This is a genomic window from Paenibacillus sp. IHB B 3084, from assembly GCF_001447315.1.
Lineage (GTDB): Bacteria > Bacillota > Bacilli > Paenibacillales > Paenibacillaceae > Paenibacillus.
In genome coordinates this window covers 4,331,186-4,356,384 of the sequence record NZ_CP013203.1, presented here as the reverse complement: position 1 = coordinate 4,356,384, position 25,199 = coordinate 4,331,186, and the positions used below count along the sequence as shown (strand labels likewise).

Sequence of the window (25,199 nt, the reverse complement as noted above, 5' to 3'; positions counted from 1 at the left end):
TTCTGATGGCTCACCTTTATTTTAATTTCTTCAAGGTGTTGGTCAGTATACAATAAAAGTATAGCTGGCTCTTATTATGTAACAATATCGTAAATTAGTTTTTACTGGTGGCTCCTAACACATCTTTAAGGGCCACCAGTATTATTTTTATACAGCAAAACATCTTTTTGATATGATTATTTTGTCGACTTTACTTCATATCATAATACATAGACAAATACTTTAAGGAGGGACTTTATGGAACATTCTTTTTATCAATAATGACGTACAGCATACAAACTGTTGCAATATTACATATTTGGGGACCAGTTGCTTTCCTTTTTAGGATTGCCCGCATGATCTAATGTTGACAATACTGGGTTTCACTACACCCTTTTTTCTATCCAGTATTTTTTACTCCCAGTTTAATCATTGGATATAAAAATCCTAAAGAATTTGGAGCTCTAATAGCCCACTCTCAAGCCTCTTCAGCACATTTTCTTTATAATTGTTATATGGAGGTAGTTCGTTTATGGGTCGGCAAGTATGTTGCTCTTTTGCAGTTTCAGTAAGACTCCAATCATACAAGTCTGGTAAGTAGTTCACAATGTTCTTACTATTTAAAGGTACAACTCCCCGTTCATTTGACCACCACTTTATTTTGAAATATTACTCCAGCGATTTTATCAATTAGAACTAGCCAGTGAACAACAAGCTACAAATTCACCAGAAGATGAGCAACTATTCACTCAAATGGATCAATCCAAATTAACATTGTCTTATATCTTTTTGTTTGCTCACCAATTATTTTTTACTAAGGTCCATGAGCATCAACATTCTAGTTGTAGCAATCATGTCTTTTACACATGTATTTCCCTTCAACTCAAACTAAACTCGCATAAAAATGCACCCCCTAGCATTCATCGGACAAACCAAGAGGTTTGATCCAATGTCTCACTAGGGGGTGCTCTTCTAATCAGGGGAATTTGTTTTACCCCTTAACGGACCCGGCTGCGATCCCTTCCACAATCCGGTCACTCATGATGAGGAACACGAGCAAAATGGGCAAAATGCTGATCATCAACGTAGCTCCGATAGCTCCCCAGTCGGTCGTATATTGTCCAATGAAGTTCTGAACGCCAACGGTTAGCGTTTTGTTTTCGTCCGAGCTGATGAACGTATTGACGAAAATAAACTCATTCCAGTTATAGATCATGTTAATAATAGATGTCGTTGCCATGACAGGGGTTGTCATGGGCAGCACGATTCGGAAGAACATCCGGTTGACGGAGCAGCCGTCCATAACGGCCGCTTCTTCCACTTCACGGGGCAAGGCGTAATAGAAGCCCAGCAAGATCATCATCGTTGTCGGCAGATTAAAAGCAACATACGACAGGATGATGGAGAGTGAAGTATCTGTTAAATGCAGTTTGAGAAACATACTGAACAACGGAATCAAGGTGGAATGGACTGGAATCATTAGTCCGACCATAAATAGCCCGAGAACCAGCTGACTTCCTTTCCACCGCATACGCGTAATGGCAAAGGTTACAAAGCTGGCCAGCAGCACCGTCAGCGCCACGGATATGACCGTAATCCACACACTATTGAAGAAATACCGCCCGATATTACCGCTGGTCCACACATTCATATAGTTCTCCCAATGCGGCTGGGACGGGAGTGCAAACGGCGGAAGGTTAAACACTTCCTGATTATTTTTAAGTGAGAACAGCATCAGCCACACCAGCGGTAAAAGCTGCGTCACCGCCAAGATGATTAAAATGATATACAAAGCGGCATAACCGACCCGAGTTAACATTTTGCCGCGGGTAGCGACTCCTAGCGGATAGTTGGCGGCTGCCTGGGTTTTCATATCCGTTCCTCCCTCTCCCTGTCCTTTATTACCCTCATCTATTTGCATGACTGCATTATGAATACTGGATGGTGTCACTAGTAGCAGTAACCTTGCGGATCAGCCACGTAGCGATCAGACATATGAGCAGCAGGGCAAAGGCTGTAGCGCTTCCGTATCCAAAATCAAAGCTGCGGAATGCCTGGTGGTACATGTAAGAGGCCATCACTTCACTGGCTCCATTCGGTCCACCGTCCGTCATAACGTAGATGAGATCAAAATATTTGAGCGAGCCGACAATGGATAATATGATCGTAACGTTAATCACCTCGCGCAGCAGGGGCAATTTGATACGAGTCGCAATCTGCCAGGCACTGGCCCCGTCGATCCGTGCAGCCTCCATCAGCGTTTCGGGGATGTTTTTCAGCCCAGCATAATAGATCAGGATATAAAAGCCTGCATATTGCCAAATAATCGGGATGAACAAGGCAACCAGCACCAGAGACGGATTAGCTAACCATTCAGGCGGGTTGTGAACTCCGACCGACACCAGTAAGGAATTGAGCACTCCGTTCGTTGGATGATATATTTTGAGCCACAGCTGTGCGATCGCTACAGAAGACAATAGCATTGGGATCAGATAAATTTTCCGCAGCAGATTCGCTCCCTTGATTTTCCCTGACAAAATCATCGCAATGACCAGATAACCGATCAGACTGATGCCTGAAAACAAGGCCAACAGCAGCGAATGCCAAGCACTTTGCCAGAACGCTTTGTCTGTGAACAAATGTTGATAATTGTCCAGCCCCACAAAAGTCATAGGGCCGATTCCATTCCACTGATTCAGGCCGTAATAGCCGGTCAGTACTATGGGTACATATATTATGGCGAATAACAGCAGCAGAGAAGGCAATACATATAGAGCAATGACAAGCTTATTGGACATGACCTTTTCCACGGTCGGACCTCCTTAGGTGGTCAATTTCAATTTCCTTTCTCGATGGCAGCCTTATGCTGGTCGGCAAATTGTTGCGGTGTCACCGCTTTACCAAACAACGCCTGAATCATATTCAAATGTACCTGTGCTGCATTCGGCTTCATCTGTACATCGGCGAACAATGTAATGCTGCTGGCTTGATTCAGTCCGTTCAGCAAATCGACATACAGCTTGGGCAAATTTTCTTTGGAGGTGTCCACTTTCGTCGCCGGAATAACGCCTGCCTGTGTGACCGATTGCTCTCCCCATTTGACTACGAAGTATTCAACGAACGCTTTGGCCTCTTCTTTCACCTTGGAATTTTCCGAAACGTACAAGCCTACTCCCGGACCTCCTACCCAACTGTTCTCGTTGCCCTTGCCGCCTGCAACCATCGGGAATTTAAAGAAGCCGATTTGATCTTTAAATGCTTGCGGGATTGCGGGATTGGTCGTAAAATTCGGCAATTCCCAAGTAGCCATCAAATACATAGCTGCCTTGTCGTTCATAAATTCGGATTTTCCCTCATCATTGGACAAGCCGTTAAATCCTTTGTTAAAGGCATTCATATCCACAAGCGTCTGGATTTCGGAGGCCGCCTGAATTAAACCAGGGTCATCGAACGATCCTGAGCCGTCAATCGCTTTTTTCAGCGTTTCGTTACCTGCTATACGGTCCGCCAGATACATATACCAGAGCGAGCCGGTCCAGCGGTCTTTATTGCCCAGTGCAATCGGTGCTACTCCATGATCCGTAAGTGTTTTCACAACCTGCTTAAACTCGTCAAATGTCGCAGGTACCTTCAAGTTGTATTTTTGGAATATGGCTTTGTTGTAATAAATAGGTGTAATGTTCAATTCAATCGGAAGCGCATACGTTTTGCCATTCAGCGCATAAGCTTCGGTCGTTCCCGGTACGAATTTGTCCTTCAGCTTGGAACCATTCAACAGGTCATCCATCGGCGTAAATAATCCACCTTTAACGTAAGGCTCCATAAAGCCCGCTGCCCAGGTGATGCCGATATCCGGCAATTCATTGGAAGCTGACAGCACTTTGAGTTTGTTTTTATATTGTTCATTTTCCAGCACTTCCTGCTGAATGACGACATTCGGATGATCCTTTTGGTATTGATCTATAATCTGAGTTACAAGCTTGCTCTGCTGTGCCGAGCTTCCCTCTGGCCACAGGTGCATCATTTTGAGTGTAACCTTTCCCCCTTCTCCACTGGAACCGCCTTGACCATCCTTGCCAACACCGCAACCGGATAGCACCAGCATGAATGACAGCAGCAGGGTCAACCCAGCAAACCATTTTTGATGTGAGCGCTTACGTAAACCATACTCGTTGGACATCGTTAGACCTCCGTTATTATAATTATATTTTTTGTAACCGTTATCATTTGTAAGTTTAGCACTCTATTCCTGCTTCCAACAGGGTACGCTCATTGGGTATAATTCCACTTTTATTGGGTTTGATCTGCCTATACTGTCAGTCGATATTCTCGGGACCTGTACGCATCTGCTGCCTGTAGCGGCTAGGACTTACTCCCTCGGTCGCTTTGAATACTTTAATAAAATATTTATCTGTCCGGTAGCCTGAACGCTCGCCGATTTGGGCAATCGTCAACTGGGTATGCAGCAGCAGCTCCTTGGCCCGTTGGATCCGCAGCCGATGCAGATATTCGCTGAAGGACAAACCACTTTGCTCCTTGAACAAAACACTAAAATAGCTCGCATTCAGGTGTGAATGCGCGGCAGTCTGCGCCATCGTAAAGGATTCGTGAAGATGCTCCGCCATATAGGTGAAGGCACGTCGTACCGGATCACTAAGAGTAGCCGCCTGGAGATCAAGCTCTAGCAGAACAGGGTCAGCCAGCTTGTCCAGCTTCTCGTACCGCTGCCGCTCCTCTTCCAGCCGAAGCGCTTCATTTACCGCATTCAGCAGCTCCTGCTTATCAATCGGTTTGAGCAAATAATTGACGGCTCCCAGACGAAGAGCCTGCTGGACATAATCAAACTCCGCATAACCCGAGATGACAATGATCGCTGGTCGTCGTGAATCCCGTTCCAGAGAGCGGATTAAATCCAGACCACTGAATTCCGGCAACCGGACATCCGTAATCAACAGATGAACCGTCTCCACTCGCAGTATATTTAATGCTTCCAAACCATTACCGAATGTCACAATCCGGTATTTCCCGGCAGCCCATTGCTCCAGTGTCTGGTGTATCCCCTGACGTGTTCGCTGTTCATCGTCTACAATGACAATGGTTTTGGATGAAACACTCATTCCTACCGCCCTCCATATTCATCAGGAATTTCAAAAGCGACCACAGTTCCTTCCTGCTCAGCACTATGTATCAGCACACCGTCCGTTGGATAAGATTCGTTGTCATAATAGAGCGCGAGCCTGCGCTGCACATTCACTAGTCCCATACCGGTTCCCTTGCTCTGGCAGACTGATCCCCCCATCAACGCTGTACGCACAGCTGCAAGTTCTTCCAGTGTCATTCCAGGTCCGTTATCTATGACCGCGATCTTGGTCCAACCCGATCTGGTCGAAGGAGTGACACTGATTTCAACGCGACCATTGCCGATGCGATTTTCGACACCATGCAAAATGGAATTTTCTAGAATAGGCTGGATCAGCAGTTTAGGAAGCGGAATTTGGGCTGCCTCCGAAGGCATATGAATTTGCCAGCTCAGACGTTCACCCAGACGCATCTCCATCAGTTCCAGATAACGACGGATTTGCGCCATTTCTTCCCCGAGGGTCACCCAAGAGTCATGGTGAGCCGGTTCGATAACATAACGAAACAGCCGCGACATGGACACCATCAGCCCGGCAAGCTCCTCCTCTCCCTTCTCCTGTAGTGACCAGTTGAAAGCATCCAGCGTATTAAAAAGAAAATGCGGATTGATCTGCGCCTGCAGAGCTTTAAGCTCGGTCTGGCTTTGTAAAACCTCCTTCTCGCAAATAACACGGATCAATTCATTGATATCGACAATCATCGTGTTGTACTCTGCGTTCAATTCTCGCAGCTCGACCGCTGCTGCCGGTTCTGGATTCAGGGCCAATGCCCCTTCCCGTGAACGGCGCATCGCCTGAATCAAGTGACCTATCGGTCTTGTAATCAACGTAGACAACATAAAGGACATGAACAGGAATAGCACGGCACCAAGAGACGCGGAAATGATAAGTGTAGTCCGTAAAACCGTAATTCCGTCTGTGACGACGCTAACCGGAATCAGGATCAGCAGCGACCAGCCGGTTCGCTCGGATTGCTGAATCGCCTTCACATATTCCCGCTCTCCAATATGAACAGTTTGTGTCTTGCTGTGCAGTACACCTGACAAATCCGTCTGGTTCAAAGGTTCACCCGACAGCAGTTGGCCCTGACGATCTACAAGCAACATGGTTTCATCCGCTTCTTCATTGACCGCTGACGCATCACTCAGCCTGAAATAACTTCGCTCCATGCGGGTAATCAGATATCCTCCGCGTGAAAACCAGCGATCCACCAGGCTCACCTGCCGAATCGCCAGCAGCGACCGGGGGTCTTCGGGATCAATGCCGATCCAGACTAATCTTCCTTTCATCTGATTCGCTTCCCGGATGTCCGCCTGTCCGATACGGTCCTCCAGACTGCCCTCCCTAATCGGAAACAACATCTTCCCTTCGGCGGTATACAGCTCCAGCGAGCCGACACTCGGCATATATGCCTGATAGCTATGCATCACTTGCAGTAGTGATTGACGCTGTCCAAAATTCACCTTACCCCCGTTGCGCTCCTTCAGCAAAATATGCTGAATAGACGGGTGATTAGCGACCTGCTCCGTCAAGCTGTCCATCTGGCCGATTAATGCATCCATCCTACCGCTTGCTTGTACCGCGGTCTGACCAATATGTCGCTCAGCACTGTCTTTTAACAGGTGAGACACATTGAGATAAATGAACGCCCCCGCCACACTCATCATAATGAGCATTACCAATATAAAGCCGATAAAAATCTGATTACGCAATGTGTTTAGTGGTTGGAACCTTGAACGCATATGCCTTCTCTCCCTGGACCATCGCAACAAAAAATGGTAATGATAACGCTTTCTATTTCTCCATTCTATCGCATCGTTCGTCTTTATTGGCGTATTTTCAGCAGAGATTAATCAAAATGGACAGGAATGATATGAAATAGGAAGGTCGTAGGGTAATCGAAAAAATGAGGGTACTCTCTGGATAGATTACGTTCGATAATACACGCCATAACAATAAGCTTCTTTCAAAGCACTAAACTAAGGTACCGTCCGTCCTTCTTGGCAGCAGTTCATAAAATGAGCGATTTCACCAACAAAACCGCGCAAGTACAAATCACAGTATCCGCCCGACATCGCCGAGGCAGACGGTGTCAGAACTGTATCGTTTTCCGCAAGTGATTCCAAGGGAGTTCTGTGTGACTCTCCGACTTGTAAACGATCAGTTGTGTTCACTTCATCCGCGTTCGCAAAACCGGTGACCTGGGCGACTTCTCCGAACAAATAACGTACCAGATCGACCATATGAACCGCCGCCAGCTTTATGAAGCCGACCATCAGTACGGCGCCCGTCGCTTGTGCAATCACGACAACTCCATCACAGTCTTCCTGCTCCAGCATAGTCTTGTTGGATTACATGAAGGAGCGTGAGAATTTATGAAGGAAAAATTAGCAAGAAACATAAGCATATACCGCAAAGAGAGAGGACTTACACAAGAAGAGCTTGCACAAATACTAGGGCTTTCTTTTCAAGCAGTATCCAAGTGGGAAAATGCTCAGACAATGCCTGATATATCGTTATTACCTCAGCTATCGAGAACCTTAGAAAGTTAACATTGACAAACTCCTTGGGTATATCTCGCAGGACAGACCGATTAGTATTTATGAGAAAGAATATAAAACACAAGAATATTACTGGGGTACTGAACCCAATAAAGTATGTTATCAGGTTTTACAATTTATTCCGCCTACTAAACATTTAAAATTGTTGGATATTGGCTGTGGCGAGGGAAAAGATGCAGTGTTTTTTGCAAGAAATGGATATGATGTCACTGCATTTGACGTTTCGGACGCAGGCATTGAGAAAACCAAAAGACTGGCTGATAAAATAGGTGTTCACGTTAATGTGTTTAGGGCAGACATTTTAGATTATCGTTTAGATAATCATTCGACATTCTATTTTCAAGTGGTGTTTTGCATTACATAAAGCCTGACTTTCGTAAAGAAATATTTGATAATAATTATAAGCAGTTTACAAACCAAAATGGTTTACATGTTTTTAACGTGTTTGTAAATAAGCCGTTTATTGCACCACCTCCCGAAAAAGAACCCAACGCGTTTAAGTGGTACTCTGGTGAGTTGCTTGCACACTATCACGACTGGTTTATTAAAGACAATTCAGAAGTTGTTTTCGACTGCAATTCTTCAGGTATTCCTCACAAACATGCAATGACAAAAGTTATTGCACAAAAGGTAATCTCGTCAGGCTAAACATGCTACTATTTTAAGCACAAAAAGAGGGGCTCGCTGCCCCTCTTTACTATTTCCGCCAACACATTATACTTCCGCACTAAAAAAATAAAACAGCAGTAATTCTACGATAGTATATCTCAGTAACATAAAAATTTCAGAATACAGATTGCATTATGAAACATGGAACATGCTAATTTTTTATTGTAATCTATCATCAAACATTAATTGTATTTGAATACCGAACGGGTCTTCTATAATACCGTATGCTTTGCTAAACACATTACTAGATAAAGGAACAATGATTTTCACTCGATCATCTGTAATTAAGCTATTATAAAAATGTTCAATTTCTTCTAATTCAGCACTTTGAATACATAATGAAGTGTTATTACCAACTGTATATTCTTCACTCATATTCATTGTATCTTCTGCTACCATTACTTTTGTTCTTCCGATTAATAAGACAGAGTGAGAAATATAATTCTTATTTTCCTCAGTAAGCTGTATTGAGCTGTCACGTTTTGCTATATCTTGATAGGTAACAAGTAACAATTCCTTTGCGCTAAAATGGTTTTTGTAAAAATTTATAGCTTCTTTTGCCTTTCCGTTCATTGATAAGAAAATAGCTATTTCTAAATTTGTGCTCATGGTATCAATCTCCTTTTATATCATGATTTTAGGCAGATATCTTATACATTTGATATATTACCTTGAACTCATTATCATATATAAAGGTATCAAAACATGACACCTTTATAAGGAGATTTATATGAACAAATCAGAAAGATTAAATGACATGATCAGATACTTAAACAGTCGAGAGTTCTTTAATTTAAATGACCTAATGGATAAATACAATATTTCAAAAAGTACAGCTCTACGTGATATTAGTTCATTAGAACAATTAGGTATGCCTATTTTTTCGGAACATGGCAGACATGGACGATATGGTATCTTAAAAAATAGATTGTTGTCCCCCATTATTTTTACTATAGATGAAGTGTATGCTCTGTACTTTGCCATGTTGACGTTAGAATCTTATCAATCAACACCATTTCATTTAAGTGTTAATAAACTAAATGAAAAGTTTGAACACTGTCTTTCTAAAATACAGATTAAGCAGATTCACAAAATGAAAAAAGTTCTACAATTTGAAATATATCAGCACAATAATGTTAGTCGTTTTTTAGATAAAATTCTAAAAAGCATTCTTAATGAGAGTAACTGTAAGCTTCAGTATTTAAAAAATAACCAGAAAAAAAGTTACCATGTTCAATTTTTCAAAATTTCCGCTAAGTTTGGTCAATGGTACGCTACTGGAATAGAGTTAAATACGAATAAATATAGAGTTTTCAGATGTGATCGAATAACCTTTATAGAAGAAGAGGAAATCAAATCTCACTTTTCTATAGATGAACTCATTAGTCGTTCATTAGAAATTTATCAATCTGAGAAGAGTATTGACTTCGAAGTAGAGATTTTAGAACAAGCAAAGGATATTTTTTATAAAGAACATTATCCTTCTATGAAAATAGAAAATGGTCATAAAACAGTCATTAAGGGATTCTATAATCCAGGAGAAGAGGAGTTTATAGCTAACTATTTTATGAGATATGGTAATTGTGTTATATCAGTGAAGCCTGAATCATTAAAACAAATTATTCAAGATAGAATAGAGAATCTCTTAAATCACTATCAAAAATTATAAATCAGCCTGCGATCCGATCGCTTTCTTTTGTTTGCGAACCATACAAAACTGGAGGCACGAAATTATAAACTACCATCGATGCCGATGGACAAAATAGCTACATAATTCTTCGGCATCATTTGCTTTTTTTCTCCTGTTTTTTCTCTATATTCATTCGTTTCCCTATTGCGATCCGGCTATCCTTAATCCGATTCCTCGTTGCGCTGTCAATAAAATGGACACATTGAAACGAGAAATCCTTAGGCTGCATTTGCATACTGGTTCGGGGATACATAACCTAAAGAAGAATGGATTCGGACACCGTTGTAAAAGCAGGTAATATACTCGGAAAAATGCTGTGAAACGATTCAATGCAAGTCCTATTTGAACGGTCAAAATTTTAAACGCTTTGTCATATTTTATACTCATGTGGACACCTCGAATGAATTTGGTTTTATTCTCATATTCTCGCTTCTCGGTGTCCACTTTTTAGTCTAACATCACTAATAGTTTTTCCTTTACTTGAAACAGGGTATATCACTGGGTAGACGAATACAAAAAAGGGATGCTCGCATTGGGAGTATCCCTTTCTTTTACTCTTCCTGTCCATCAATCATTTTTTCGACATACTCAATAGATACACCGTATTTAGTAAGGGAATTTACATGAAATCTGCACGTGCTGGTGTAAATGCATCTAGCAGAATACCGCCGTCCTCCAGTGGGATACAGCCATGAAGAGTATCGGATGGAAAATGGATGCTGTCTCCTTCTTTGACGGTCTGGACTTCCTTTGTTTCGCCATTATCAATCATGAACTTAAAACTTCCCTTTATTACATAAGTGACTTGTTCATGGACATGCTTATGCAACGGGATCTCCCCTGTTTGGGCTTTAGCAAACATCACTTTGACATACATAAGTTGGTCGCTGTGGGCCAGCACTTTCCGGGTGGTATTACTGTCAACGATATCAATTTGAATATCTTGGTCGTTAAAAAACATGGATAATTCCTCCTCATTTAGAACACAAATTAGTGAGATGAGTTATTTTAAAAAACTTCATAAATCGATTTAGTTTAAAACCAGCGGAAAATAAGCCACAGTACTCCGGAAAGGGTAGTAAAGTCGGGATCAGCGAATGTCACCCCTTCGGCACCCAAAAAAGAAAAGAGCGGCAAGGTGAGGGCCGGCAGCAGACAGAGCAAGAATCCATTAAGACAACTGGAAATGACAGCCCCTCTGAAACCACCGCTGGAATTGCCGAATATCGCGGCTGCACCACCAGCGAGGAAGCAGGCCATGATCCCCGGCACAATGACAGGCAATCCGACAAGCGGGAAAAGAAAGACGCAGGCAACGCCTGTGAAGAAGCTGACCAAGAAGCCTACCAACGCGGAATTGGGTGATTTGTCGAACAGTACCAGAACATCCACACCAGGGATTGCTCCAGGTGCGAACACTTGGGAGAACCCTTTGAAAGCGGGTACAATTTCAGTCGTGAACAGCTTAACACCTGCTTTTGCGATATACAAGCCGGCAGCAAAAATAGCTGACTGTTCGAGGATGAAGACGATGTATTCTTTGCCATCAGATAATTTGCTGACATAATCAGAACCAGCAACCAGTCCGGATACCAGTAAAAGCACAAGCATCGTCAAGGTCGTTGCAACATTGGGGTCGCGCAAAAAACTGATGCGGTCATTAATTTTTACGTTTTCGGTGTCATTTTCACGGTTGCCAAAAACTTTTCCTAAATAGGTGCCGAGAATGTAAGAGGTCATGGAAGCATGAGCAATCGTATATTCATCAGATTTGATAATGTTTTTGCTGGCATTCCGGAGCAGGTAAGGAAACACTGCCATATAGCTCCCGATTACCAAAGAACCGACGATGATCGTAGTCAGCGAACTGAGACCCAGACCTTTCATAACGGCTGTAGCGGCAAAGCTCATGAACAAAATCAAGTGAAGAGACAAATAAATGTACTTGAACTTGGTCAGGCGCGCAAGCACGATGTTAAGAATCATGGAAAAGAGCAGAATGAGCGCAGCATCCGCCCCGATCTGATCAATGGTCAGTGCCATGATGGCTTCATTGCTTGGTACGACACCTTTAAGTTTGAACGCATAAGAAAAAATTTGGCTGAAGTTGGTGAGAACGCCACCTAAAATGCCGCCGCCGACCTTGATCATGGTGAAACCCATAAAAGAAAGGGTAGTTCCCGTAATGATCTCTGATACTTTCTTCCTCTGGAATATAAGGCCGAGTAATGTCACAATCGCGATAATGATGGATGGCTCCCTGATAATACTCATAAACATTTCCATAGTGATCTCCGACTTTCTTTTATTAATTTTCACTCTTACTAAATCGATTTAGTAATACTTGAAAAAAATTTCCCTTCCGGGAATGTAAAAAAAAGCAGAATTATTTTTTGTGAATTATATCACAATTGAATCCATAAATTATTCGTTTTAGATTCATTCCTCCCCTCTCTTAAATCGCTATCATCACTAAAATCAGGTAGATAAAGAAATGAAAAGGTATTCATGACTCGAATCATAGGATTATTATAGCTCTTTATTTTCTTTTTACAATAGAATTCATAAAAACGTTTTCAAAAAAAAGACTTATTCAAATTATTCAGTTCAATTTTTGGACAGATTCTCTGTGGTTAATGGCCGGATTCAATCGGATGATTTCTGACATCTCCTCATAATTCTGCTCTTTTTGATCGATTTTCTCCAGCAGCAGCCTCGCACTTCTTTTCCCCATTTCAAAGCTCGGCTGGGAAACGGTAGTGATCGGCGGATTATAAAAAGACGCAAAGGATACATCATCTATGCCAATCAAGGAAAAGTCATTAGGTATGGTCAGATGGTTATTTTTTGCATAAATCAGCACCTGCTCCAAAATCATGTCATTCGTAGCAATAATTGCAGTGGGCGGGTTCTTCATGTGGAATAGTTCTCCAATAAGATTAGGCATTTCATCCAACCTGCCGCTTTTGATATAGTTTTCATTCACTGGTATGTCATGTTTGCCCAACGTATTTCGATAACCTGACAGCCGCTCACTTCGTGTAGTGATCGCTTTTTTGCCTAAGGGGAACGTGATAATCCCAATGTTGTTATGACCATGCTCAATGAGTGCTTCAACCGCAAGCTCGCTGGCCTTTTCATTATTCAACAGCACTGTGTCTACGCTGATTTCATCGATTTTTCGGTCCACAAACACGAAAGGATAGCCATTTTTGACAAGGGAAACATATAATTTCTTGTTCTCTTCCGTCGGGAAAATGATAAGTCCATCCACTTGCCGAGCAATCATCGACTGGACATACTTTTTCTCTTTGAGCGAATCATCATCGGTATTGCAGACAATGACCTGGACATTTTCCAGTTGGCATTCATCTTCAATGGCACGCACGACTTCTGTTGTAAATCTCGATAAAATGGTTGAAGAAATAACCCCCACAATGAAGGTCTTCTTCTGCTTGAGACTACGTGCCACCTCATTAGGTATATAACTGAGATCCTCAATCGCTTGCTCGATCTTCTTCTTGGTGTTTTCACTCATATAGTTGTACCTCTTTTGCAGAAACTGCGAAACTGTACTCTTCGACACCCCGGCACGTTCTGCAACTTCCTTCATCGTTGTCACCATAATTACCCTCCTTTCTTTTTCTGCATGTCAGGCGTATTAATTTTCAAATATAATTCTGCAACCTGTATGTAAAGTGTATTTCACTTTATTATATACCTTCTTGTACAGAAATCTTAGAAATATACGAATTTTATGAACTTGTTTGACGGAAGATTTGAACATAAAATGAGAATGTAATCGGTTACAATTTCTTTTAAATAAAGGAGGAAGCAGAATTATGAAGAAAAAAGGATTGAAAAAAACATTTTTCGTCATTGCCTCCCTCGTAATGGGCTTCACACTGTATGGCTATACTCCCACTTCGGCAGATGCAGCCAGTGTGAAAGGATATTATCACACCCAAGGAAACAAGATTGTAGACGAATCCGGGAAAGAGGCGGCATTTAACGGCCTGAACTGGTTCGGTCTGGAAACCCCTAATTACACCTTGCATGGACTGTGGAGCCGCTCAATGGACGACATGCTTGATCAGGTGAAGAAAGAAGGCTACAATCTCATCCGTCTGCCTTACAGCAACCAGTTATTCGATTCCAGTTCCCGTCCAGACAGTATTGATTATCACAAAAACCCTGATCTGGTCGGATTAACTCCGATTCAAATCATGGACAAGCTGATCGAAAAAGCTGGACAACGCGGTATTCAGATTATCCTTGACCGTCACCGTCCAGGCTCAGGTGGACAATCCGAGCTGTGGTACACGTCCCAGTACCCTGAGACTCGCTGGATTAGTGACTGGAAAATGTTAGCTGAACGTTATAAAAACAACCCAACCGTCATTGGTGCGGATTTGCACAACGAGCCACACGGTCAAGCAAGCTGGGGTACAGGCAATGCCTCCACAGACTGGCGTCTGGCGGCACAACGTGCAGGGAATGCGATTCTGTCCGTGAATCCGAATTGGCTGATTCTCGTAGAAGGTGTAGACCACAATGTACAAGGCAACAATAGCCAATACTGGTGGGGTGGCAACCTGACAGGTGTAGCCAACTATCCTGTCGTGCTGGATGTACCGAACCGTGTCGTATATTCTCCACATGATTACGGCCCTGGTGTGTCTTCGCAGCCATGGTTCAACGACCCGGCCTTCCCTTCCAACCTGCCAGCGATCTGGGATCAAACCTGGGGCTACATCAGCAAGCAAAACATAGCTCCGGTGCTGGTCGGTGAATTCGGCGGTCGTAATGTTGATTTGTCTACTACTGAGGGCAAATGGCAAAATGCACTCGTAGACTATATTCGTGCCAACAACCTGTACTTTACGTACTGGTCCCTGAATCCGAATAGCGGCGACACAGGCGGTCTGCTGCTGGATGACTGGGTTACCTGGAATCGTCCGAAGCAGGATATGCTGAGCCGGATTATGAAGCCTGTAACCTTCGTAGCAGCGGAGCAAGCGAAAGCAGCAGCCGAATAAGCCTGTCGCCTGCTCCGCGGGTGTATGACAACGGCCCATCCTTTGGGCATTTGACACAGGAGGTCGAAATCAGTACGATTTCGGAAGCATGTGTTAACGAATGACCACATTTTTAGGATTGGATTCGGTGCTGATGTTTCTGGCCGTAGCACTTACTGGAGACCATTACGCCGCTGAGTGTGTAGCTTTCTGGCAGACTGCCCATGTTTTTTGCTGATTATCGTGAATTTTTGAGTAACTACGTAGTATACTCATTGTAAAAGCCGCTTTCCCTCCTTCAGGAATCAGGTCATGCCAGACCTATGGAGGGGTGAAAAGCGGTTTTTTAATGTATTTCATAATGAAGAGGTGGTGCTCACAAAATGTTTGGAATCATAAATTATGAAGTATTTTTGCTTACTGGAATCCTCCTAAATCTAATTCCTGGTGCAGACACAATGTATATAATTGGGGAAAGCATTGCACAGGGGAGAAAAGCCGGTGTGTATTCTGTTTTCGGTATCATTATTAGACTGGATGTCTTTATTCCACGCGGCTTTTCGAATCGCCAAGCCGACAGACTCCATATAATAAGTACTAGACTGATCCTAGAAATTGAAACAGCGACATCCAAGGACAAGAAAATAAAGTCCTAGACTGTCGCTGTTTCATTGAACTATCGTGTCCCGTTAGTTGGATCGACTGGCTTGTTCTTATGGGTGTATCAAACTAAATTTAGTTCAGCATATAGATTGAAACTCATCCTTTAGTATGGAGTACATTTTTAAATCCTGATGTCTCCCTTTTATGAAGAGCCCCTTTCTAATAATTCCTTCTAATGACATTTCCGCCTTTTCCATAACTCGTGCAGAACCGATATTTTCTAAATAGCATTTTGCTTGAATACGAACCAAGTCCATATTGGTAAAACCGAATTTAATAACTTTTCTTACGGCTTCCGTTGCGATACCCTTTCCCCAATAATCCGGTGATAAGGCATATCCAATTTCGGCAATTTTATGCTGTCTATCCCATGTGGCGAACTCTATTGTACCAATCAACCTACTATTTTCTTTATATTCAATACCCCAATGAACCAAGCTCTTATTATTCCACTGGATAAGTACTCGCTCAATCGCCTCTTTTGTTTCTGTGATTGTTTTGTAAGGATTCCAAGAAGCGTACTTCGGTACTTCCTCATTAGAACAGTAATAATACATATCCTCTGCATCTTCTAATGTTATCTTTCTTAGTTTAAGTCGATTGGTCTCTAAGACTGGTAGCGCATTGAACACATCTTCCATATGAACACCCACCTAGTTTTGTATACATTGGTTATAAGGAGATAAGCCTAGTCCTCCTAAGATAATATTTAAATAAATTCCAGATCGGGTCTGTGTTTTCCTTCCTGAACAAGTTCGCACTAAACTGCCCGTTAGCCATTCATGCATCCTACGTTGCACCACAGTGTATGAAAGTTTAATTCATTCTTTCATAGTAGCTTATGGGACGTAACGAGTCCAATACTTTATTTTCTTTGGACAACTGGGACTCTTTACATTTACAAGCCACAGCCCTTGGGCAACCGTCATTACGATTTTTGTCTGGGGATTTGCCGCATTTGGCACCGTGCCCGGATTTCAGATGCGTGTGCTGGACAAAGCCAAATTCGCTCCCAATCTGGCGTCCGCACTCAATATCGGTGCTTTTAACCTCGGGGGTGCAATGGGTGCATGGCTTGGCGGGATAGTGCTGGAAAGTCCATTGGGGCTTCAATCTCTTCCCTGGGTAGCCGCTGTGGTTACACTGCTGGGCCTCATCGTCACACTATGGAGCTGGCATGGGGATGTTAAAGATAAGAACTCGAAGAAACAGGAAACCTGCGTCGTTTGATATCCCGAAAGGAGCATGTATCATGTCCAAAAAAGTAGCACTTGTCGTAGGCGCGACTGGGATTATTGGGAGTTATATTTTGGAGCATATCAGTCAATTGGAGGATTGGGACGCCATCGGGATTGCCAGAACGATTCCAGACCAGCATCCAGAACGATATGTAAGTATGGATCTGTTAAATGAGGTAGACATTCAGGAAAAATTAAGGGAGATACCAGAGGTAACTCATATCTTTTATGCAGCCTATCAGAACTTTCCGGCTCTCTCCAAAGAACTAATAGAAGTAAATACAAGTATGCTAGAGCATGTTGTAAATGCCGTGGAAGAAAAATCCGGTTCTCTGCAAAGAGTTATTTTGATGCAAGGAGCCAAGGTGTACGGTTCTCATCTGGGGAAGTTTAAAACCCCGGCCAAGGAAAGTGCTCCTCGTCACCTTCCTCCAAACTTTTACTATAATCAAGAAGATTTCTTGCGAACGCACCAAAAAGGAAAAGGATGATCTTGGACGATACTCAGACCTGATGTGGTCGCTGGATTGTCCATAGGGAATCCGATGAACCTCGCCATGCTGATTGGGGATGTCTTCAGATGGGAACATATATGGCCCAAATTTGCCGAATGTTTCGGAATGGATACTGCCCCTGTGCAAACCATTTCATTATCTGACATGATGCCACTACAAAAGGAAACCTGGGATCCAATGGTACAAAAATATGATCTACAGCCTACCCCTTATGAAAAAGTAGCCGCTTGGCCATTTGGCGATTTAATATGGGGAAGTGAATATGATGTGATCACTGATACGACAAAAATAAAACAATTTGGTTTTCACGAAGTTGCCGACAGCGAAACCGTATTTCTCGATCTGTTCGCCCAGTTCAAAAATCAGAAACTGATCCCTTCATCATGAAAACTTAGCTCATGCTTCGTCCTAGCTGCTCGACCTTGCTCAGCCAATCGTTGCGCTGTTGATCAGTTTTCTTATTCATGAGGTCAATCGCAGTAGAATGCACCGGTTTGACACCGCATAAATGCAGCGTGGAATCCTTCATCATTCGATGCCCAGGCTGACCCTGGAAAAATCGGTAATACCAGTGCGGTCCGTCCATCGTTGTGATGAGGCGGGCCGTTCTGCCTTTTAAGAGCTTATCAGGCATAGGCTTTCCTTTTTGATACTTAAACGCAAATCCCGGCATAAAGGTACGGTCAATGAAACCCTTCATTAATGCAGGCAAGCTCCCCCACCAGATCGGAAAAACGAAAACCAGATGCTCCGCCCACTTAATGGATTCCTGAGCCTTGATTAAGTCCGGTTCCAGCGGCAATTTATTGCGATATCCACCTAACAGATTAGGATTAAAGTCCAACGCGGACAACTGCAATAAACGCACCTCAGCCCCCGCAGCCTCCGCTCCTTTTACATAGGATTGAGCCAGCGCTTCTCCATAACTGCCAACGACCGGATTTCCCTGAATAACCAATATCTTTTTAGACATTCGAGCCACTTCCTACCCTCATATTTTATTTTTTTAGTTAGAAAACACTAACTTTATATTTAAAAAGAAAAGGTCACTACTGACCTTGACTTAATAAAGCGGTTAAACGTTCCTTGACCTCCGTTGCAAACGGAATAAGCTGCTGGGGCAATTCACCCTCCAGACTGGACACGGACAAGCGTGTAATGGCTCCAATAATGAGCACACCGGATAGCTGGGCATCCTGCTTGGGCAGTTCTCCGTGCCGAATCCCCTGCTCAATAAATTCGACTAACGCCTCTAGCGGCTCCCGGACATTCGAGCTTTGGCTTGCCTCCACATATAGCTCATGATGCTGTGATAACAGAAGCAGACCATACTGATCTTTATCGTGCATCACAAGCACCTCGTCCACCAATTGATGAAAACGGCTAATGAAGCTCCCGCTCTGCTTGCGATAGAAGTCAATCAACGTAGTGTAGCTGTTGCAATACTGCCCGAATACTTCCAAGGCCATCGCATCTTTACTCTTAAAATGCTTATAAATCGCGGCATCCGTCACACCGGCAGCCTCTCCGATTTCTTTGACAGAAATGCCGTCGATGCCTTTGGTCGCAAATAAGCGCATAGCTGCTTGCATAATATCCTTCTTCTTGCTATCTACATGTGTTTTCTTGTTCATAAGCATATAGTAAGTGATAACTAACTAAATTGCAAATGATATTTATGCAGCTCTTCCTGTATCCATATCCCAACCTTAAAATTCATTGTTAATATAAAAAAATAACATTATTTTATAAGTTAAAATGGTTAAAACATTAAATTTTATGTGTATCATCTCATTTTATTAATTTAAAATAGATATGTAACCAAATAAAAAACGGATGTTCTAAACCGTGAATAAAGAGGAGTGAATCCAATGAGCTTATTATTTCAGCCGCTTCAAATTCGTAATATAGAGCTTAAAAACCGGATTATGATGTCACCCATGGGTACAGTTTCAGCCAAAGAAGATGGAAAAGCAACCGATTGGCATACGCTACATTACGGCGCTCGGGCGCTTGGACAGGTGGGACTGGTCATGCTTGAGGTACATGCGGTTACCCCGCAGGGGAAAGATTCGGGTAGCCTCGGCTTATGGAGCGACGAGCACATTACCCCGCTGCAAAAAGTCGTACAAGCCATCCATGATCAAGGCTCCAAAGCTGGCCTCCAGCTCTGGCACGTCGGGCGCAAAGGCTCATTGCCTCAGGAAACAGCTGTATCTGCCTCTGGTTTGCCTCACCGCGAACGGGCGACCCATGCGCTGTCCATTGAAGAAATTCATAACCTTGTGCTTGCCTTCAAGGAAGCCGCCAAGCGGGCTTCGCAAGCTGGAATAGACGTCATTGAGCTACATGCGGCACACGGATATCTGATTAACGATTTTTTGTCCAAGTATACCAATCAACGGGAAGATGCATACGGTGGCTCGGAAGAGCGACGTTATCAATTTTTGCGGGAGATTATTGATGAGATTCGCTTGGTGTGGAGCGGCCCGTTGTTTGTGAGGATTTCCGCTGACGAATATAGCCCACTAGGCAATGGATTACAGGATTCCATTCAATATGCCCACTATATGAAAGCACAAGGTGTAGATTTGATCGATGTCAGCACTGGCGGTGTATTGCCGGACGTGCCGAGCGTGTATCCGGGCTATCAAGTGCCGTACTCGGAGGCCATTCGTCAGGCTGCTGATATTCCGACTGCTGCCGTAGGACTGATCACTCACGGGATTCAGGCAGAGGAAATTTTGCGTAACGGTCGGGCTGATCTGGTGGCGGTAGGACGGGAACTACTGCGTAATCCATTCTGGCCCAGACAGGCAGCCGAACAACTCGGTGTCCGCATGGAAGGACCAGCGCCATATAACCAGTTCTGGTTTTGAATAACTGTACATCGTATAGCGTGCTATATTACGCACTGTATCGCGCCCTAAATTGGACAGTTTCCACAATGATAGGTGTACCGGAGTAAATCGTTTCTCCTTCGTCGAGATGAATCGTCACCGAAGAAGGCGTCAGGCTATACAGAGTGCTTTCTTGTATCATCCCGTTAATATACAAATTGGCATAGCTGTTACTTCCGACATTAAATAGCGGAGAAGCCTCTTGGACTCCATCAACAGAGAATTGATCCACCCTGATCGTGACCGAAGATTGAATATCATCGGGGGCAAAATAAAAATACCGTTCAGCGGTAGGAACAATTTCAATATCTGCAATGTCGAATGCTGGACCGGAAGGACCTGTTACACCCTGCACTCCCGTTGAGCCGGATACTCCCTGTGTTCCTGTCGGGCCCTGTATGCCCGTTGCACCTGTCGCTCCTGATATCCCTGCACCTACCGGGCCCGGAGTTCCAGGTGCTCCCGCTGCTCCGGGTACACCCTGCGCTCCTGCCAAACCCGGAATGCCTTGTGCACCTGTCAGTCCTGGTGGACCTTGCACACCCGGCGAGCCGGTTACGCCTTGCCCTCCTGCCAGGCCGGACTTACCCTGCTGCCCTACCGAACCCGGCATACCTTGCTTTCCCGTCAGGTTCAATCTTCTGCGCCGTTTGGCAGGAACGCTACTATGCTGCCGATGCATAGTCAGCTTCGGATGTTTTTTGAAATGTAACCTCGTCTTTCTTCTCCGTCTGAATTTAAAACTTGCTTTACATTTCTTACGTCTGATGAATCTGCAAAGTGCGGTTCGCTTTCCATGCCTTCTTCGTGATGAAGCGCGTTTGCCCATACCAGCCGTTTACACCTCCTTTTCTCATTTCTATGATATTGTATGCACATCATCCTGTAGGGTTTTAGGCATTTGTAACAGACAGCTATCAGGCAACCGCTTCCATCCATATTTGCGGAAAAATAGGGCTTCCTTCATCCACCCTAATTGTTAACATAAAGGTTAATATGCCGTTTCCGAATCTGGATCACACTCATTTATTGATTATGAGCCATTGCATGGTTCAAACCATCCAAGAAAGGAGATGAGCCCTATGCCAATTATAAAACCTGTGTATACAGCAGTAGCTACTGCCCCCGTAGCCTCTGGTGGTGCCGTAACTACGACCATTACCCCAGCCGTGACTCGTTTTTTTGCAACGATTACAGCCGGGATGATCGGAGCTACAACAACAACCGTTCCTGCTGCAAGCTTTGTAGATGACGCTGATGCTCCAGTGGTTGCTTTGCCAACATTAACAGCTACGGATTCTTCTAATTATTATATTAACGGAGTTATTCAGCAGAGCTCCTTATTCACCCTAAGCACAGCAAGTCTGGTCATTGCCTCCGTGGATATTACACCGGGTGTTCCAGTTGTCATAGAAATATCAGACTTTAGCGGCACGACCTCCACCATCACAACACAGCCTACCATCTCTGCTCCTACCGTCACTATTATCACTTAAGCTATTCCACTATTTAGATTCAAGCTGGACTGAGCAATCAAGCATACTGTTCACTACCCCGAATAAACCATAAAAGACCGGTTCAGATATATCTGAACCGGTCTTTTATGCTCAAGATGATTGTATAATCGTATTCAAACAACCCGGTATCAAATGATTAAGGCAAAATAGCAAACGAACGCACCGGAAATCCGGGGGAATCCTGAATGCTCGGTACGATATTATAAATGACAGCACCCGTCGGAGGCAGCTTGTCTAAATTCGTCAGCACCTCAACCTGATAACGATCCTGTTCCAATATGTAATATTCCCCTACCAGCTTGCCTGCTTTGCGATAAGCCACGGAGGAATCGGTATCCAGCGTTTCATGTCCGATGGCAGCAACATTCCGCTCTTCTACCAAAAAGCGCAACGCTTCCAGTGACCAGCCCGGGCAGTGTGCGTCTCCCGTTGCATCCTTGTTCGAAAAGGCCTCCGAATCAGGCCAACGCTTGCTCCAATCACTGCGAAAGGCTACAAAAGCTTGATCGACAATTCGTCCATGCTCCTTCTCAAAAGCCACAATGTCGGCAACCGTAAGCTCGTAGTCGGGATTAGCGGCTACGGCTACTGAACGGTCAATAACGACCAGCGGCAGAACCAGCTCCTTCAAGGAAAGCTCATGCAAATATCGTTTGCCCTTCACAAAATGAACTGGTGCGTCAATATGCGTGCCATACTGCCCCGGAAAACAGTATTGCTTCACAAAAAAACCATCGTCATGAGTAAACAGCGTGTCAACCTGAACATTATCGAATACCGGAAAATGAGGAATTTCAGGATAAAAGGCGTGGGACAAATCCACCCACTCTTTTTGCTTCAATAACTTCAAGATATCTGCTAAGTGCTCTGCCATGATGCCCATTCCTCCTCAGCTATATTATAAGAATTGTTTTGATATTTATTGTACGTTAACATTCCATTTGTTGATATTGATAGAGCCGCTACCGCCGAAAATTTCAGTACCGAATTCCACGCTGCTGACGAATTTCGCGTTACTCATCCATTTTTTCGTATAGATCATATAGTCGGTAAAATTTTTGATATTGAACAACGCGCTATTCGTATTGGACTTTCTCACAAAGGAAAACACGTTCCAGCCCTTACCACTGCCTGCATCAATCCAGCCTTTGTACACATCCCAGTTGCTTCCCGCAAGGGAGACGGTTTCCACATAAGTTCCAGCCGGACGGGCATTCGTATTATTCAGCCAAATCATCAATTCATCGGTCGGAGTTGTCCCAGCTCGCTTTGTCCGTTTCGTGGAACCACACATCATAAGCAGCGTTGTAGGTCCTGTTAGCCTTAATGGGATAGTTCACACTGGTGTTCATGTTTTTATTATCCCACAGACGTGCGGGTAACCCGCTGCCTGGTGTATAATCCGCTGTCCAATGCCATCCACTGACGACGGAAGGATAACCTTTGACGGATGAGGTATTACTCGGCCAATTCCAGCTCCAGCCCAAATTGCTGTCACTGTTATGGAAAATACTTTGTGTCCAGCCTTGAACCTGCAAAATGACTCTTGGGTTGAAATCGTTAACATTCTCAACTAATCCATGCTCACCTCCATTTGTTTAGTGTAAGACCTATTGCTAGTGTTGTGGTAAACATGCTCAATTTTGTTATATTTACCAATTTCGATTATAGCATGAAGTTTGTTGGCTTCCCAGTATTTTTCCACGGAAAGCGAGGATTCCGAATACGGAAAATAATGATTTTTCGAGTAAAAAATACAAAAACAATTCCATATATTCATATATACAATTCCCATTCCATGTGATTGTTAACGTTTTCATTAGTATAACTTCGCTATGAATGGAAAAAAGTAGGGGTACATTGTGTTATGTAAAATTTTCGACAAATATTTTAGTATGTAACTTTTATTATATTAACAAATACTGGAACACGAAGTATGATAGAAAATGTAGAAACCACAGGAGCACCCGGGACTCCCTTCGTTTATCTACTCCACTAACCCCATATACGGAGGTAACTTTATGAAAAAGAGATTTTCACTCGGCATTGCAGCAGCTCTGCTGTTCACTACCCTTGCTCCTGTTGGCACTCCCGCTCATGCGGCAGGCGATATTGGTAAGGAGGTGCTCGGCAGCAAGAACGGATGGGCAGCCTTTTCTACAGGCACGACAGGCGGATCTGCAGCCACAGCTTCCAATATTTTCACTGTAACAAATCGCAAACAACTTGTGGATGCCTTAGGTAAAAGCAGTAATACAACTCCTAAAATCATTTATGTCAAAGGCACGATCAATGCCAATGTCGATGACAATAACAAGCCGTTAGGATTGAATGATTACAAGGACCCTAAATATGATTTTGATGCATACCTCAAAGCATATGATCCATCTAAGTGGGGTAAAAAGCTTCCGTCTGGCACATTGGAAAAGGCACGTGAGGCCTCACAAAAAAATCAGGCCAGTCGTGTCGTCATTGATATTCCGTCCAATACAACGATTGTTGGTCTGGGTAGCGATGCCGTCATTAACGGCGCAAACTTCCAACTGAAAAAAGGGACAGACAACGTTATTATCCGTAATATTGAATTCCAGGATGCCTACGATTATTTCCCTCAGTGGGACCCAACTGACGGTAGTACAGGCAACTGGAATTCGGAATATGACACCATTACAATTAATGGCGCCACACATGTATGGGTAGACCACAATACCTTCAATGATGGGTCTCACCCCGATAGCGGAAACGGCACCTTTTACGGTCAAGAATACCAGCATCATGATGGACTTCTCGATGTGATTAACCAAGGTGATCTGGTTACTGCTTCTTACAATCACTTTTACGATCATGATAAAACGTCGATTATTGGCAACAGCGACAGCAAAACAGCAGATGAAGGGGCTTTACGTGTAACCCTGCATCACAATTATTATGAAAACACAGTACAACGCACACCACGCGTGCGGTATGGACAAGTACATCTGTACAACAATTACTATACAGGTGATGTAAAACGCTCCGAATATCCTTCGCTGTATATATGGGGCGCAGGTAAATCCTCCAAAATCTTTGCCGAAAACAATGTCATTGACGTTGCCGGTTTATCTGCAGCTAAAATCGTAACTGTTTTTGGAGGCACCGCCCTGTCCGACACAGGCACTCTCCTGAATGGACAAGCCGTAAATGCAGGCTCCAGTGCGGGTCTTAGCTCTTCTGTAGGCTGGAAACCATCGCTGAACGATAAGATTTCCCCATCCGCCAGCGTGAAGGCAGAAGTCACTTCCCAAGCCGGTTCCGGCAAGCTGTAAAAAACT

26 protein-coding genes and 2 pseudogenes are annotated in these 25,199 nt (G+C 43.7%); 10 read left to right on the top strand and 18 right to left on the bottom strand.

Annotation, left to right across the window (positions count from 1 at the left end):
• Positions 1–970: 970 nt before the first annotated feature.
• From ASL14_RS20420 to ASL14_RS20395, 6 genes are all read right to left on the bottom strand, one after another.
• Complete coding sequence (locus ASL14_RS20420) at positions 971–1,852, bottom strand: carbohydrate ABC transporter permease (RefSeq protein ID WP_013311404.1); 882 nt, start codon at positions 1,850–1,852, stop codon at positions 971–973.
• A 55-nt stretch (positions 1,853–1,907) separates the two neighbouring features.
• Positions 1,908–2,789 carry a carbohydrate ABC transporter permease gene (locus ASL14_RS20415; RefSeq protein ID WP_134913240.1) on the bottom strand — a complete coding sequence of 294 codons (882 nt, stop codon included), beginning with the start codon at positions 2,787–2,789 and terminating at the stop codon, positions 1,908–1,910.
• 26 nt (positions 2,790–2,815) lie between these two features.
• Complete coding sequence (locus tag ASL14_RS20410) at positions 2,816–4,159, bottom strand: extracellular solute-binding protein (protein ID WP_134913239.1); 1,344 nt, start codon at positions 4,157–4,159, stop codon at positions 2,816–2,818.
• Positions 4,160–4,295: 136 nt separating this feature from the next.
• Positions 4,296–5,096, bottom strand: coding sequence for a response regulator (locus tag ASL14_RS20405; protein WP_134913238.1), 801 nt, complete (start codon positions 5,094–5,096; stop codon positions 4,296–4,298).
• Between the two features lie 2 nt (positions 5,097–5,098).
• Positions 5,099–6,859, bottom strand: a complete 1,761-nt coding sequence (locus tag ASL14_RS20400) for a cache domain-containing sensor histidine kinase (protein ID WP_134913237.1) — start codon at positions 6,857–6,859, stop codon at positions 5,099–5,101.
• A gap of 237 nt (positions 6,860–7,096) precedes the next feature.
• Positions 7,097–7,456 (bottom strand): hypothetical protein, encoded by a 360-nt coding sequence (locus ASL14_RS20395; protein WP_223264064.1) that lies wholly within the window; start codon positions 7,454–7,456, stop codon positions 7,097–7,099.
• A 36-nt stretch (positions 7,457–7,492) separates the two neighbouring features.
• Here ASL14_RS20395 and ASL14_RS20390 point away from each other — a divergent pair.
• Positions 7,493–8,326 (top strand): annotated as a pseudogene (locus ASL14_RS20390) (helix-turn-helix domain-containing protein).
• 180 nt (positions 8,327–8,506) lie between these two features.
• Here the strand turns inward: ASL14_RS20390 and ASL14_RS20385 are convergent.
• A complete protein-coding gene (locus tag ASL14_RS20385; protein WP_134913236.1) occupies positions 8,507–8,956 on the bottom strand; it encodes a VOC family protein in 450 nt (149 codons plus the stop codon).
• 121 nt (positions 8,957–9,077) lie between these two features.
• Between ASL14_RS20385 and ASL14_RS20380 the strand changes: the two genes are divergently transcribed.
• Positions 9,078–10,016, top strand: coding sequence for a helix-turn-helix transcriptional regulator (locus ASL14_RS20380; RefSeq protein ID WP_134913235.1), 939 nt, complete (start codon positions 9,078–9,080; stop codon positions 10,014–10,016).
• Between the two features lie 239 nt (positions 10,017–10,255).
• Here the strand turns inward: ASL14_RS20380 and ASL14_RS29650 are convergent, their stop codons facing one another.
• The 4 genes from ASL14_RS29650 to ASL14_RS20360 form a co-directional block, all read right to left on the bottom strand.
• On the bottom strand, positions 10,256–10,363 hold the full coding sequence (locus ASL14_RS29650; protein WP_134914593.1) for an IS3 family transposase: 108 nt from the start codon (positions 10,361–10,363) through the stop codon (positions 10,256–10,258).
• Between the two features lie 293 nt (positions 10,364–10,656).
• The gene (locus ASL14_RS20370) at positions 10,657–10,998 is read right to left on the bottom strand and encodes a cupin domain-containing protein (protein ID WP_134913234.1); all 342 of its coding nucleotides are present in this window, start codon (positions 10,996–10,998) and stop codon (positions 10,657–10,659) included.
• A 74-nt stretch (positions 10,999–11,072) separates the two neighbouring features.
• Entirely contained in the window at positions 11,073–12,323 is a 1,251-nt protein-coding gene (locus ASL14_RS20365) for a PTS ascorbate transporter subunit IIC (RefSeq protein ID WP_044648863.1), read from the bottom strand.
• A 316-nt stretch (positions 12,324–12,639) separates the two neighbouring features.
• Complete coding sequence (locus tag ASL14_RS20360; RefSeq protein WP_134913233.1) at positions 12,640–13,662, bottom strand: substrate-binding domain-containing protein; 1,023 nt, start codon at positions 13,660–13,662, stop codon at positions 12,640–12,642.
• Between the two features lie 217 nt (positions 13,663–13,879).
• Here ASL14_RS20360 and ASL14_RS20355 point away from each other — a divergent pair, with 217 nt between their 5' ends.
• Both ASL14_RS20355 and ASL14_RS20350 read left to right on the top strand, forming a co-directional pair.
• Positions 13,880–15,076 carry a glycoside hydrolase family 5 protein gene (locus tag ASL14_RS20355; RefSeq protein WP_134913232.1) on the top strand — a complete coding sequence of 399 codons (1,197 nt, stop codon included), beginning with the start codon at positions 13,880–13,882 and terminating at the stop codon, positions 15,074–15,076.
• A 362-nt stretch (positions 15,077–15,438) separates the two neighbouring features.
• Positions 15,439–15,582, top strand: a pseudogene (locus ASL14_RS20350) (LysE family translocator); the annotation flags it as partial.
• Positions 15,583–15,795: 213 nt separating this feature from the next.
• Here the strand turns inward: ASL14_RS20350 and ASL14_RS20345 are convergent.
• On the bottom strand, positions 15,796–16,359 hold the full coding sequence (locus ASL14_RS20345; protein WP_134913231.1) for a GNAT family N-acetyltransferase: 564 nt from the start codon (positions 16,357–16,359) through the stop codon (positions 15,796–15,798).
• A gap of 325 nt (positions 16,360–16,684) precedes the next feature.
• On the opposite strand from ASL14_RS20345, the gene ASL14_RS20340 reads away from it, so the two are divergent.
• The 3 genes from ASL14_RS20340 to ASL14_RS28300 are packed head-to-tail and all read left to right on the top strand — an operon-like array spanning position 16,685 to position 17,858.
• Entirely contained in the window at positions 16,685–16,948 is a 264-nt protein-coding gene (locus tag ASL14_RS20340) for an MFS transporter (protein WP_134913230.1), read from the top strand.
• 22 nt (positions 16,949–16,970) lie between these two features.
• Positions 16,971–17,447, top strand: coding sequence for an NAD-dependent epimerase/dehydratase family protein (locus tag ASL14_RS28305; protein ID WP_223264063.1), 477 nt, complete (start codon positions 16,971–16,973; stop codon positions 17,445–17,447).
• A gap of 36 nt (positions 17,448–17,483) precedes the next feature.
• A complete protein-coding gene (locus tag ASL14_RS28300) occupies positions 17,484–17,858 on the top strand; it encodes a hypothetical protein (protein WP_223264062.1) in 375 nt (124 codons plus the stop codon).
• Positions 17,859–17,862: 4 nt separating this feature from the next.
• On the opposite strand, the gene ASL14_RS20330 is transcribed toward ASL14_RS28300, so the two are convergent.
• Together ASL14_RS20330 and ASL14_RS20325 are read right to left on the bottom strand one after the other, a co-directional pair.
• The gene (locus ASL14_RS20330) at positions 17,863–18,444 is read right to left on the bottom strand and encodes an NAD(P)H-dependent oxidoreductase (RefSeq protein ID WP_134913229.1); all 582 of its coding nucleotides are present in this window, start codon (positions 18,442–18,444) and stop codon (positions 17,863–17,865) included.
• A gap of 76 nt (positions 18,445–18,520) precedes the next feature.
• Positions 18,521–19,105 carry a TetR/AcrR family transcriptional regulator gene (locus ASL14_RS20325; RefSeq protein ID WP_134913228.1) on the bottom strand — a complete coding sequence of 195 codons (585 nt, stop codon included), beginning with the start codon at positions 19,103–19,105 and terminating at the stop codon, positions 18,521–18,523.
• A 237-nt stretch (positions 19,106–19,342) separates the two neighbouring features.
• On the opposite strand from ASL14_RS20325, the gene namA reads away from it, so the two are divergent.
• Positions 19,343–20,350, top strand: a complete 1,008-nt coding sequence (gene namA, locus ASL14_RS20320; RefSeq protein WP_134913227.1) for an NADPH dehydrogenase NamA — start codon at positions 19,343–19,345, stop codon at positions 20,348–20,350.
• Positions 20,351–20,378: 28 nt separating this feature from the next.
• Here namA and ASL14_RS20315 read toward each other — a convergent pair whose 3' ends face one another.
• Entirely contained in the window at positions 20,379–21,053 is a 675-nt protein-coding gene (locus ASL14_RS20315; protein ID WP_223264061.1) for a DUF4183 domain-containing protein, read from the bottom strand.
• Positions 21,054–21,453: 400 nt separating this feature from the next.
• On the opposite strand from ASL14_RS20315, the gene ASL14_RS20310 reads away from it, so the two are divergent.
• Positions 21,454–21,867 (top strand): DUF4183 domain-containing protein, encoded by a 414-nt coding sequence (locus tag ASL14_RS20310; protein ID WP_134913226.1) that lies wholly within the window; start codon positions 21,454–21,456, stop codon positions 21,865–21,867.
• Positions 21,868–22,024: 157 nt separating this feature from the next.
• Here the strand turns inward: ASL14_RS20310 and ASL14_RS20305 are convergent, their stop codons facing one another.
• Genes ASL14_RS20305 through ASL14_RS28290 form a run of 3 tightly spaced genes read right to left on the bottom strand, consistent with a single transcriptional unit; the run spans position 22,025 to position 23,426 of the window.
• Positions 22,025–22,762 carry a cyclase family protein gene (locus tag ASL14_RS20305; protein WP_134913225.1) on the bottom strand — a complete coding sequence of 246 codons (738 nt, stop codon included), beginning with the start codon at positions 22,760–22,762 and terminating at the stop codon, positions 22,025–22,027.
• A 45-nt stretch (positions 22,763–22,807) separates the two neighbouring features.
• Positions 22,808–23,125: a GH12 family glycosyl hydrolase domain-containing protein gene (locus tag ASL14_RS28295; RefSeq protein WP_237171585.1), complete on the bottom strand. Its 318-nt coding sequence runs from the start codon at positions 23,123–23,125 to the stop codon at positions 22,808–22,810.
• Between the two features lie 4 nt (positions 23,126–23,129).
• Entirely contained in the window at positions 23,130–23,426 is a 297-nt protein-coding gene (locus tag ASL14_RS28290; RefSeq protein WP_223264060.1) for a hypothetical protein, read from the bottom strand.
• Between the two features lie 483 nt (positions 23,427–23,909).
• Here ASL14_RS28290 and ASL14_RS20295 point away from each other — a divergent pair, with 483 nt between their 5' ends.
• Positions 23,910–25,193 (top strand): pectate lyase family protein, encoded by a 1,284-nt coding sequence (locus ASL14_RS20295; RefSeq protein WP_134913224.1) that lies wholly within the window; start codon positions 23,910–23,912, stop codon positions 25,191–25,193.
• Positions 25,194–25,199: the final 6 nt, after the last annotated feature.

Bases quoted from the DNA above. Each gene is read 5' to 3' on its own strand.
- ASL14_RS20305 (WP_134913225.1), bottom strand. From the start codon at position 22,762: ATGGCAGAGCACTTAGCAGATATCTTGAAGTTATTGAAGCAAAAAGAG.
- ASL14_RS20405 (WP_134913238.1), bottom strand. From the start codon at position 5,096: ATGAGTGTTTCATCCAAAACCATTGTCATTGTAGACGATGAACAGCGA.
- ASL14_RS20325 (WP_134913228.1), bottom strand. From the start codon at position 19,105: ATGAACAAGAAAACACATGTAGATAGCAAGAAGAAGGATATTATGCAA.
- ASL14_RS20420 (WP_013311404.1), bottom strand. From the start codon at position 1,852: ATGAAAACCCAGGCAGCCGCCAACTATCCGCTAGGAGTCGCTACCCGC.
- ASL14_RS20410 (WP_134913239.1), bottom strand. From the start codon at position 4,159: ATGTCCAACGAGTATGGTTTACGTAAGCGCTCACATCAAAAATGGTTT.
- ASL14_RS20315 (WP_223264061.1), bottom strand. From the start codon at position 21,053: ATGCATCGGCAGCATAGTAGCGTTCCTGCCAAACGGCGCAGAAGATTG.
- namA (WP_134913227.1), top strand. From the start codon at position 19,343: ATGAGCTTATTATTTCAGCCGCTTCAAATTCGTAATATAGAGCTTAAA.
- ASL14_RS20370 (WP_134913234.1), bottom strand. From the start codon at position 10,998: ATGTTTTTTAACGACCAAGATATTCAAATTGATATCGTTGACAGTAAT.
- ASL14_RS20365 (WP_044648863.1), bottom strand. From the start codon at position 12,323: ATGGAAATGTTTATGAGTATTATCAGGGAGCCATCCATCATTATCGCG.
- ASL14_RS20380 (WP_134913235.1), top strand. From the start codon at position 9,078: ATGAACAAATCAGAAAGATTAAATGACATGATCAGATACTTAAACAGT.
- ASL14_RS28295 (WP_237171585.1), bottom strand. From the start codon at position 23,125: ATGATTTGGCTGAATAATACGAATGCCCGTCCGGCTGGAACTTATGTG.
- ASL14_RS20330 (WP_134913229.1), bottom strand. From the start codon at position 18,444: ATGTCTAAAAAGATATTGGTTATTCAGGGAAATCCGGTCGTTGGCAGT.
- ASL14_RS20295 (WP_134913224.1), top strand. From the start codon at position 23,910: ATGAAAAAGAGATTTTCACTCGGCATTGCAGCAGCTCTGCTGTTCACT.
- ASL14_RS20355 (WP_134913232.1), top strand. From the start codon at position 13,880: ATGAAGAAAAAAGGATTGAAAAAAACATTTTTCGTCATTGCCTCCCTC.
- ASL14_RS20345 (WP_134913231.1), bottom strand. From the start codon at position 16,359: ATGGAAGATGTGTTCAATGCGCTACCAGTCTTAGAGACCAATCGACTT.
- ASL14_RS20395 (WP_223264064.1), bottom strand. From the start codon at position 7,456: ATGCTGGAGCAGGAAGACTGTGATGGAGTTGTCGTGATTGCACAAGCG.
- ASL14_RS20310 (WP_134913226.1), top strand. From the start codon at position 21,454: ATGCCAATTATAAAACCTGTGTATACAGCAGTAGCTACTGCCCCCGTA.
- ASL14_RS20385 (WP_134913236.1), bottom strand. From the start codon at position 8,956: ATGAGCACAAATTTAGAAATAGCTATTTTCTTATCAATGAACGGAAAG.
- ASL14_RS20360 (WP_134913233.1), bottom strand. From the start codon at position 13,662: ATGGTGACAACGATGAAGGAAGTTGCAGAACGTGCCGGGGTGTCGAAG.
- ASL14_RS20400 (WP_134913237.1), bottom strand. From the start codon at position 6,859: ATGCGTTCAAGGTTCCAACCACTAAACACATTGCGTAATCAGATTTTT.
- ASL14_RS28305 (WP_223264063.1), top strand. From the start codon at position 16,971: ATGTCCAAAAAAGTAGCACTTGTCGTAGGCGCGACTGGGATTATTGGG.